The 9,857-nt window shown below is 37.6% G+C and carries 10 protein-coding genes; all 10 read left to right on the forward strand.

All coding sequences use genetic code 11. From position 1 onward, the window contains the following. The first annotated feature begins 1 nt into the window (after nucleotide 1). The 10 genes from AAGF08_RS03885 to AAGF08_RS03930 are packed head-to-tail and all read left to right on the forward strand — an operon-like array spanning nucleotide 2 to nucleotide 9,793. Complete coding sequence (locus AAGF08_RS03885; RefSeq protein WP_343509709.1) at nucleotides 2-1,321, forward strand: phenylacetate--CoA ligase family protein; 1,320 nt, start codon at nucleotides 2-4, stop codon at nucleotides 1,319-1,321. Further along, nucleotides 1,318-2,514, forward strand: coding sequence for a glycosyltransferase family 4 protein (locus tag AAGF08_RS03890; RefSeq protein WP_343509710.1), 1,197 nt, complete (start codon nucleotides 1,318-1,320; stop codon nucleotides 2,512-2,514). The genes AAGF08_RS03885 and AAGF08_RS03890 overlap by 4 nt, the downstream gene beginning before the upstream one ends. Further along, nucleotides 2,511-3,407, forward strand: coding sequence for an NAD(P)-dependent oxidoreductase (locus AAGF08_RS03895; RefSeq protein ID WP_343509711.1), 897 nt, complete (start codon nucleotides 2,511-2,513; stop codon nucleotides 3,405-3,407). The genes AAGF08_RS03890 and AAGF08_RS03895 overlap by 4 nt, the downstream gene beginning before the upstream one ends. Then, complete coding sequence (locus AAGF08_RS03900) at nucleotides 3,404-4,438, forward strand: glycosyltransferase (protein ID WP_343509712.1); 1,035 nt, start codon at nucleotides 3,404-3,406, stop codon at nucleotides 4,436-4,438. Before AAGF08_RS03895 ends, AAGF08_RS03900 begins: the two co-directional genes overlap by 4 nt. A gap of 6 nt (nucleotides 4,439-4,444) precedes the next feature. Next, complete coding sequence (asnB, locus tag AAGF08_RS03905) at nucleotides 4,445-6,304, forward strand: asparagine synthase (glutamine-hydrolyzing) (protein WP_343509713.1); 1,860 nt, start codon at nucleotides 4,445-4,447, stop codon at nucleotides 6,302-6,304. 8 nt (nucleotides 6,305-6,312) lie between these two features. Beyond that, on the forward strand, nucleotides 6,313-6,720 hold the full coding sequence (locus AAGF08_RS03910; RefSeq protein ID WP_343509714.1) for an FdtA/QdtA family cupin domain-containing protein: 408 nt from the start codon (nucleotides 6,313-6,315) through the stop codon (nucleotides 6,718-6,720). Beyond that, nucleotides 6,710-7,144, forward strand: a complete 435-nt coding sequence (locus tag AAGF08_RS03915; protein WP_343509715.1) for an FdtA/QdtA family cupin domain-containing protein — start codon at nucleotides 6,710-6,712, stop codon at nucleotides 7,142-7,144. Before AAGF08_RS03910 ends, AAGF08_RS03915 begins: the two co-directional genes overlap by 11 nt. After that, nucleotides 7,125-7,592, forward strand: a complete 468-nt coding sequence (locus AAGF08_RS03920) for an acyltransferase (protein WP_343509716.1) — start codon at nucleotides 7,125-7,127, stop codon at nucleotides 7,590-7,592. The genes AAGF08_RS03915 and AAGF08_RS03920 overlap by 20 nt, the downstream gene beginning before the upstream one ends. Nucleotides 7,593-7,640: 48 nt before the next feature. Continuing rightward, complete coding sequence (locus AAGF08_RS03925) at nucleotides 7,641-8,645, forward strand: glycosyltransferase family A protein (RefSeq protein ID WP_343509717.1); 1,005 nt, start codon at nucleotides 7,641-7,643, stop codon at nucleotides 8,643-8,645. A 35-nt stretch (nucleotides 8,646-8,680) separates the two neighbouring features. Continuing rightward, nucleotides 8,681-9,793 (forward strand): acyltransferase, encoded by a 1,113-nt coding sequence (locus tag AAGF08_RS03930; protein WP_343509718.1) that lies wholly within the window; start codon nucleotides 8,681-8,683, stop codon nucleotides 9,791-9,793. Nucleotides 9,794-9,857 lie beyond the last annotated feature (64 nt).

Genomic DNA, 9,857 nt, shown 5'->3' on the forward strand with positions numbered 1-9,857 from the left:
GATGTTGAATATTCTTGATTTATTAAAGTTTCAGGGATATCCTATTGAAGCTGCACAAAAAGAATTGGCGACTATCCAATCCTTATCAAAAGACCAATTTGAAGATTGGAGAAATAAAAAAGCATGGGAAACTGCTAAGTTCCACTTTGAGCATAATCAACTTTATAAAAAACTGGTAGGTAACCATTTTCCAGAAAGATGGGAAGATTTACCGATTGTAAAGAAAAAGGATATTCAAGTGGATTTTAGTGAGAAGCTGAGTCAAGGATTAGCCAAAAAAGACCTTCACTTTGGAAATACTTCAGGTTCTTCTGGAATTCCTTTAAAATTTGCCAAGGATAAATTTTGCCATAGTATGACTTGGGCATTGATTGTGGATCGATACCAGAAAATCGGGTTTTCGCAAAATGATTTTCAAGCAAGATTTTACGGCATTCCATTAGGTTTTCCCCAGTATCATAAGGAAAGGCTAAAGGATAAACTGATGAACCGGTATAGGTTTATAGTTTTTGATTTTTCTGATCAAAATATGGAGTTTTATATCCAGAATTTCAAAGCTAAAAAGTTTGTCTATACCTATGGATATACCAATTCCCAATTGTTTTTTGCCCGATATCTTCAGAAAAAAGGAATAATTCTCAAGGATATTTGTCCAAGCTTAAAAGGAACCATCGTGACTTCGGAGCAATGCACGGAAGAAGACAAAAGGTTTCTAGAGTCTCAATTTGGACTCCCTGTTTATAATGAATATGGAGCCTCTGAGTTGGAGTTTCTTGCAATGACTGACCTTGAGGGAAAAAGAAGGCTTTCTTCAGAAACGGTAATTGCAGAAGTGGCAAATGAAAATGATCAGATTCTGAATCCTGAAAAAGGAGGTAAGTTAATTTTTACCAATATTTACAACAAGGCAATGCCTTTTATCAGGTATGAAGTGGGGGATTTAGGTGCTTTCAAAAAGGATAAATATTCAATCCAAGATGAGTTAACTCAACTTAATGGACGCTTGAATGATACCATTGTTCTTCCTTCCGGTAGAAAAGCCCCAGGTTTCACATTGTATTATATTTCCAAACATCTTACAGCCTCTTTGGGATATCTAAACGAATACCAAGTCAGGCAACTGGCTAGGGATACTTTTGAAGTTGACTTGGTTATGGATAAGGAATTAGATCAGGCCATCACCAAGGCTGTGGAGGAAGCATTTGAAATCTATATAGAAAAAGGATTGAAACTGACCGTAAAGAAAGTAGATAAAATAGATCGCGCCAAATCAGGAAAACTCAAGCAGTTTGTGACTTTTTTGGAAGAGGGAAAAGCATGAACATTCTTTATTTCTATCAGTATTTTGCTACTTCAAAGGGTTCTTGGGGTACAAGAGTCCATGAGTTTACCAAAGAATGGGTAAAAGAAGGACACCAAGTGACTGTGGTAACCAGTGTTTATTCCAAGTCTGATATTTCTGCCAATAAGTTTATTGATACAAAATATTTTGAAGGAGTTAAAGTAATAATTATCAATGTAAGAATTGATAATAGGCAGCCCTTCCTGAAAAGGATATTTTCATTTTTAGCCTATTCCTTTATCTCATGTTGGTACGCCATTACTTATTCTTGTGAAATTGTAATTGCATCCAGTGGACCAATCACTGTGGGACTTCCTGGTTTATTGGCTAAGTATATTAGAGGTAGGAAATTAGTTTTTGAGGTTCGGGATTTATGGCCAGATGGAGCTATTGAGCTAGGCATCATCAAAAATCCTTTGCTTAAGAAGTTTTCGCTTGCCTTTGAGAAGTTTTGTTATAAATCATCCAGTTTAGTGGTCGCACTTTCAGAAGGTATGAAATCTGAGGTTTTGGAAAAATCCCCTCAAACTAAAGTGATTTCAGTAACCAATGCAGCGAATATATCCCTGTTTGCTACACCTGTCGATTTTCCTGAAGATGCGCCGGTCAAGCCCTATCATTATGCCATTTACACAGGGAACATTGGAGTAGTTAATAATTCGATTTGGTTATTGGATGCCGCAAGAATTCTTCAAGAAAGAGGGATTGAGGATATTCAAATCTTAATGATTGGTGAAGGGCAACAAAGGGAATTGATCGATCAAGCGATTCTAAGTGAAGGGTTAAAAACCATCATCAGATTGGGGTTAATTCCAAAATATAAATTGGTTCCTCTCATTCAACATGCCATTGTTTCCTTGGTTCCATTGAAAGGAACCCGGGTTTTGGATACTTCTTCTCCCAATAAGTTTTTTGAATCGTTATCTGCTGGAGTACCTGTAATTCAAAATACCCAAGGTTGGATGAAGGATTTTTTAGAAAAGAATAAAATTGGCTTTACACTCTCACCAAATGATCCTGTCCAATTAGCTGAATTGTTGGTCTATTTAAAAGACCATCGAGCGGTTTTGGAGGAAATGGGATCAAGAAGCATGGAAATAGCGAAAAAGGAATTTGATGCAGATTTCCTAGCCAGAAAAATGCTCAAGGGGATTGAAGAGGTATATCAATGAGGATTTTATTAACGGGGGGAACAGGCTTTTTAGGGACCTATATTTTCAAGGCGCTCCAAAAAGATCATGAAATCATAACCATAGGTAGATCAAAAAAAAATATGCTTAAGGCTGACTTAAGTAAAGACTTGCCAACGATCCCCTCAGTAGATTGGGTAATCCATGCTGCGAGTCCAGCACATTTTATCCCAAAAACCGAATCTGAAAAACAGTCATTTTTTGATATTAATGTGGGTGGAACAGAGAAACTTTTAAGGAGTCTAAAAGAAATTCCTAAAGTCTTTGTTTACATCAGTACTGTCGCTGTTTATGGTTTAGATAAAGGAGAATTCATCAAAGAATCGGCTCCGTTGAAAGCTGATACTCCTTATGGAAAAAGTAAAATTGAAGCGGAAAACCTAATTTTACAATGGGCTGAAAAAAATAAAGTAAAGACTTTTATTTTTAGACTCCCCCTGGTGGTTGGTAAAAATCCTCCAGGTAATCTTTCTGCTATTGCAAAGGCAATCAAGAAAAAGATTTATTTCAGGATAGGGAAAGGGCTGAACCAAAAGTCCATGGTTTTGGCAGAAGATGTAGCTAATTTGATCAGTCAATTAGAAAGCAAAAAACCAGGTGTTTATCATTTATGTGATCCTATTCCTGCCAGTTTATCGGAAATTGATTCTTCCATAGCGTCTCAATTTGGATATAATGTGAAAACCATACCTGACTTACCTATTCGGATTGCAGCAAAAATAGGTGACCTTTTTCCCTTCTTTCCTATTAATTCTTTGAAAGTAAAAAAGCTTTCAAGTACCCTGACTTTTGATACCCAAAAGGCAATTAATGAACTAAATTGGAAGCCAACAAGTGTGCTGGACTTTTTGAAAAAAACGTCAATTATTTCATGAGAATTTTATTTCTAGGAGAAACCTACCGAGCGGATGCCATTAGCTGGATGAAGGGAGTTGAAGCAAACTTGGGAGTAAAATTAGAAACAAGGGAATTACCAAAAGGGAATTCGAGGGTTTTGAGAATGATTGCAGCATTTGGTTTTTTTGGGAAGCTGCTTTTGACCCGATTCTCTAAACCTTACGATCTGGTTTTGGCGGAACGTGCGACCAGCTATGGTTTTTTTGCATTATTCGTTCATACCAAAAAGAGAGTAGTTGCTCAACAGGGAATTACCGATGTTTATCCTGAGGGTGGATTCTCAGGTTTTTATAAAAGTTTTCTTCAACGCTTTGCTTATAAAAAAGCAGATTTAGTCCATGCTTGGGGAAACGTCATGACCTATGCCATGTTGGAATCAGGGGCTAGTCCCTACAAAATTATGGTATTGCCGAAAGGGATTGATTTATCCAGATACCGATGTCCCGATAAGAAGGACTTGTCACCTTCCTTTATTGTGACCAGATCCCTCTATGATTTGTATCGGCACATTGATATAGTGGAGGCAGTCAAGATCTTACAAGATCGGTATATTTATATTAAAGGATATATGGTAGGTGATGGGCCTGAAAAACCTGAAGTACAATCCTTAATCCATAAATACCAGTTACAAGACAGGCTTATTTTAAAAGGGCATGTTCCAAATGATCAGTTACCGGAACTAATGGATTTATGCCGCTATTACATTGCTGTTCCTACTACAGAAGGAGTTTCCAGTTCATTATTTGAAGCGATGGCTTCGGGATGTTATCCCATTGTAACTGACCTTCCTGCCAATCAGGCTTTTATAAAAAATGGGAAGAATGGACATTTGGTAGCGCCTTGTCAACCAACAGAATTGGCAGATGCCATAGAATCGGTATTAAAAGGAGGAAATCAGGTTGATGAGGCGTTGGAAGAAAACAGGAGGTATATCGAGCTTCATGTTGATTATAAGAAAAACATGAAAATCATCTCGGATAAATACAGGACCTTAATGCAAAATAATTAACAATACATGTGTGGAATTGTAGGTTTTTGGAATAAAGAGTTGCCTGCTTCGGAATCCACTCTGATTACGATGCGGGAATCTTTGATTCATAGAGGTCCGGATGCAGGTTCTCATTGGGCAGAAGGTAAAATCGGCCTGGGTCATAGAAGACTTTCCATTTTAGATTTGAGTGAAGGGGCAAACCAGCCCTTTGAATCTCCTTGTGGGAATTACATTTTAGTATTTAACGGAGAGATTTTTAATTACAAAACATTTTACCCAGAGCTGAAAAATAAAGGATACCACTTCAAAACTACCTCCGATACTGAAGTTTTATTGTACCTATTAATGGAATATGGGACAGGCTGCTTGAGTCGACTCAATGGGTTTTTCGCCTTTTCATTTTTGGATAAAAGAAACCAGGAAATGATTTTGGTGAGGGATAGATTTGGTGTGAAACCTTTGTTTTATTCCAATAACCACCGTGGATTTTACTTTGCTAGTGAGATTAAAGCTCTTTGGGCTGGTGAAGTGGCCAAAGAGATCCAAGAATCACAGCTCGATGAATTATTCCTTTATCGATACACCTCCGGAGAGAATACAGTATTCAAAAACATTTATCGACTGTTGCCTGGGTACCTAATTCGATTAAAGGAATCAGGAAACCAAATGCATTCAGAGCGATGGTTTCACCTTGGAAATGAGATAGCAGCCCAAAACCCAATTTCCAATCCATACCAATGGTTTGAAGAGACTTTTCATGACAGCATTCGCTTGAGGATGATTTCTGATGTTCCTGTAGGTACATTACTAAGTGGAGGCCTGGATAGTAGTAGCACCTTATACAGCCAAGCAAGCCAGGGGTTTGAAGAGCTAAGTGCCTGGAATATTTCATTTAGCAATAAGGAACATGATGAGTCCCATTTAGCTAGAAAACTCTCGAAGGAGCTTGGGGCGAACTTTCATAGTTATGAGTTTGATCGGGAGCAACTAGTGGATTTGACCACTAGATCCATTTTTCAACACGATGAGCCAATTATGCATTTCTCGGATGGCCACTTGTTGGGAATATCTGAAAAAGCAAAGTCGGAGGTGAAAGTTTTACTTTCCGGAGAAGGAGCTGACGAAATTCTAGGGGGGTATGTAAGGTATAAAGTCCATGATAACGAACTCAGGTACAACCTACTCAATTTGATTCAGTTCGTTCCTGACAAGTGGTTGAAAAATGACCGAATGAGAAAAATGAAACGCTATTTGGGAATGGGGAATAGAGAGGCAGAAATTCTCATGAATTCCAATGAGCTTTATCTGGCAGATTTGAAAAAACTGGGAGTTCTTTCTTCTAATTTGCTTCCGGATTTTAGGGTTCGGATTTTGGAAGAGGCGAAGAAAGTATATCCTAAAAACCGATTAAGACAGCTATTATACCTCGAGCAACACACACACCTCTATACCCTGAATGATAGAAATGACCGTACTACCATGGGAGCATCTATCGAGTGTAGGGATCCATTTTTAGATCCCAATTTAGTAGTAGGAGTAGGAAGTCTTCCAGATAAATATTTTCACATCAAGGGGAAAGGCAAAGACTTGCTGATGAATAGCATTGGCAAAAAACTCCCTGACTACATCACTCAGCATAGAAAAGTAGGGTTATCTGTTCCTTGGGATGAATTGATTTTACAAAACCCTCTGTTGAGAGAACAGCTTGAAAATTTACCCCATTCCGAATTGTTTTCTTATAGGCCTTATTGTTATTTGGATGTGAAGGGTATTGTTGAGAATTTTAAGAAGGACCCCAAATTATATTATCCTACTATTAGGCAAATATTCTTTACGGCATTGTGGTTCCAGACAAAGTTTGAGCCATCTTCCATTGAAAATTAATTAACGTTATGCAGCAAAATGGGCAAGTAAAACTCCCTCAGATATTCGATCCTAGGGGGAATTTAACCTTTCTACAATTCCCTGATCAAGTTCCATTTGAAATCAAACGAGTTTTTTGGACCTATGATGTTCCAGGTGGAGAAATCCGTGGAGGACATGCATTTAGGAAGCAACAAGAACTTATTATCGCTTTAAGTGGATCTTTCGATGTAGTCATTACGGATGAACGAGGAAATGAAACCAGGACTTCCTTGAATAGATCCTACCATGCTTTATTCTTGCCAAAGATGACCTGGAGGCATTTAGAGAATTTTTCAACCAATTCTGTAGCGCTCCATTTATCGGATTCAGATTACATGAAAGAAGATTATATTAGGGATTTTCAATTGTACCAAACCCTGAAAAATGGAGAATAAAACAATTTGGGACTGTAATTTGGTATATCTACCAAAAATAGGTGATCGAAAAGGCCATATCACACCAGTCACTAACTTGAAAGAATTGCCTTTTGAAACCAAAAGAGTGTTTTATTTATATGATATTCCTGGGGGAGAAAGTAGGGGAGCCCATGCTCATTATGAATGCCATCAATTTTTAGTTGCTGTCAGCGGAGCTTTTGAAGTGTTATTGGATGATGGGAATTCCAAAAGGCAAGTATTATTGAATAGACCTGACTTGGGATTAATGATTCCTGCGGGAATTTGGGCTTCGGAAATCAATTTTTCTTCCGGAGCAGTTTGCTTGGTGTTGGCAAGTGAAAAATACAATGAGAAGGATTACATAAGAGATTATTCTGACTACCTGAAATTCGTACAATCCAATGATTCATCCGTTAGCTGACGTCCAAACAGAAAAGATTGGAGAAAATACCCGTATTTGGCAATATGCTGTCGTTTTGCAAGGTGCCACTATTGGAAAAGACTGTAATATAAATTGTCATACATTTATTGAAAATGATGTGTTGATTGGAGATCGGGTGACAGTGAAATCCGGCGTATTCTTATGGGATGGTTTGACCGTTGAGGATGATGTTTTTATTGGTCCAAATGTCACATTTACCAATGATAAATATCCCCGGTCTAAACAGTATCCAGAGGAATTTCAGAGAACGATCATCAAAAAAGGAGCTTCCATTGGTGCTGCATCCGTGATTTTGGGTGGTTGCACCATAGGTGAGAATTCCATGGTAGGAGCAGGGTCTTTGGTGACTCGTGATGTGCCTCCCAATACCTTGGTGATGGGAAGACCTGCCAGAGTTGTCAGGAAATTGGTGGAAGACACCGAATAAAAATTATTTCAAATTCTCTGGAATGAATTCCAAACAAATTGAGAAGTCATGAGAACAGGAATTAACCCTGCAAAATTAGATTCCAAAATTGCTCAAAAATATCATCACAGGATCATTATCCCTGTGTTTATACCGGAGATTTCTGGCTACTTCCAAGATTTGATGGATGTGTACCGATTATGTATTGAATCAGTCCATTTGACGCAGCATGGAAGATCTGCAATTACCGTCGTAGATAACGGGTCATGTGATCAAGTAAAACGTTGGCTGAGGGATTTACAGGATCAAAGGATAATAGAGACCTTGATTACCCACCAAGAGAATGTGGGTAAAATTGATGCCATTATGGGGGCTGCTAGGGGATGCAGGGAGGAACTAATCACCTTATCCGATAGTGATATCTTGTTCAGGAATGGTTGGCAAGAGGAAGTAGAAAAAGTTTTTAAGGCTTTTCCCAAAGCAGGATCTGTAGCTCCATTTCCAATTGCTCGGCATATGTATTATCATTCATCTTCCACCCAAAAAGCGGTTATTAAAGGAGAATTGGGATTTCAATTCAAAGAAACGGCAGAGCATGAAATGATCAAAGAGGTGTATGATTCCTATGGTTGGAACTATGATTCTGATTATGATGGGCTATTGCCTGTAGTGGACTGTGAAGGAGTAGAAGCTGTAATGGGAAGTGGTCACCAAGTATTTACCATTAGAAGAGAATTGTTTTTTGGAATGCCCAAGGAACCAAGTTTTATCAAAATCGGATCGGGAAGTGAGTTAAATTGGATTGATAAGCCAATCAACGAATTGGGAACATGGAGGCTGAGTACGTTAAAAACTTGGGTTCATCATATGGGGAACCAATTAACCGATGAAAACAATCTCGAGTTTGACAAAATTGTGAAAAATGGCCATAAACCCGAGCTTTTGGAATTACCATTATTAAAATTGAAATCCATTCACTCGTTTCAACACAGGGCCTATTCAAAACTTTTTAAAATGAAATATGACAAAAGGCCTCCTGCTCCGGAATTGACCGTTCAATTTAAAAGTCTATAAAAAACTAGGTTTGTGTTTACCCAAAATAGCTGTTAGTGGCCTCCTCTAAAAAAGTTCTTTATTACAAAGGGTTAAATGGGATTAGAGCGATTGCAGCTTTATCAGTCCTTCTTTCACATATTATCACTGGGGCTAACTATATATATCCGCAATTAGAAATAGATGAACTGGATATCGCTAATTATGGCGTGACCATGTTCTTTACACTCAGTGGATTTCTTATTTCCAGTTTGTTGTTGATGGAGCATAAAAAGTCTGGAACCATTAAACTCAAGGATTTCTATATTCGAAGAATCCTTCGAATTTGGCCCATTTATTACCTCTATATTTTTATTTCAGCAGTTTGCCTTTATGTTTTTCTGGACACCAGTATTATTCAAACAGATCTCCTTTACTACCTGACTTTCTTTGCCAACGTTCCTTTTATTCTCGGAACAGGACTGATGGCGATCAGTCATTTGTGGTCTATTGGTGTAGAGGAGCAGTTTTATATTTTCTGGCCTTGGTTGTTTAAAAATACCAAGAAGATTCTGACCAAGTTATTTATTTTTGTTTTTGCATTTTATGGCCTAAAAGTGTTTGCTTTGGTGATTTTCAAATACACGGATACTGATATTTTCTATACAATTTTAAAAGTGAATCGTTTTGATTGCATGGGTATTGGAGGGATTGGTGCAGTCCTTTATCATCAAAAAAGTAAGATGGTGGAATTTTTTACCAGTAAAGTCGCCCAATGGATAGTATTGATATCTTTGATTGTGATGCTACTAGAGGAATTCAGATTTTCAATGTTGATAGATCATCAATTAGTGGCTCTGGTGACTCTTTCATTGATCCTTTCCAACATTACCCTTAAAAAGCCCTTGCTCAATTTGGAAAACAAATTTTTTAATTTCATCGGAAAGCTTTCCTATGGTATCTATGTGTATCACAAGCTAATCGTGCTATTATTAGTACCGCTAATTCAATTTTCACCCGTTTCAAACGGTTTAAAGTTAGCGTCTTTGGCCATTCTATCTTTGGTTTTGACTATAGTGGTTTCTTACCTTTCTTACCATTATTTTGAAAAGAGATTTTTAAAGCTAAAATCGAAGTATACGACCATCAAAAGTACTTCAGAAAAAGAACTGACAGTTAGCTCTTCATAGTTTTTTTGCTTCTCCTACTAAGTTGCATAGTTTTTGTTTACTTTTTAAGACTCTTAATTTGTAG

This window comes from Algoriphagus sp. SE2 (assembly GCF_039563885.1).
Taxonomy (GTDB): Bacteria; Bacteroidota; Bacteroidia; order Cytophagales; family Cyclobacteriaceae; genus Algoriphagus.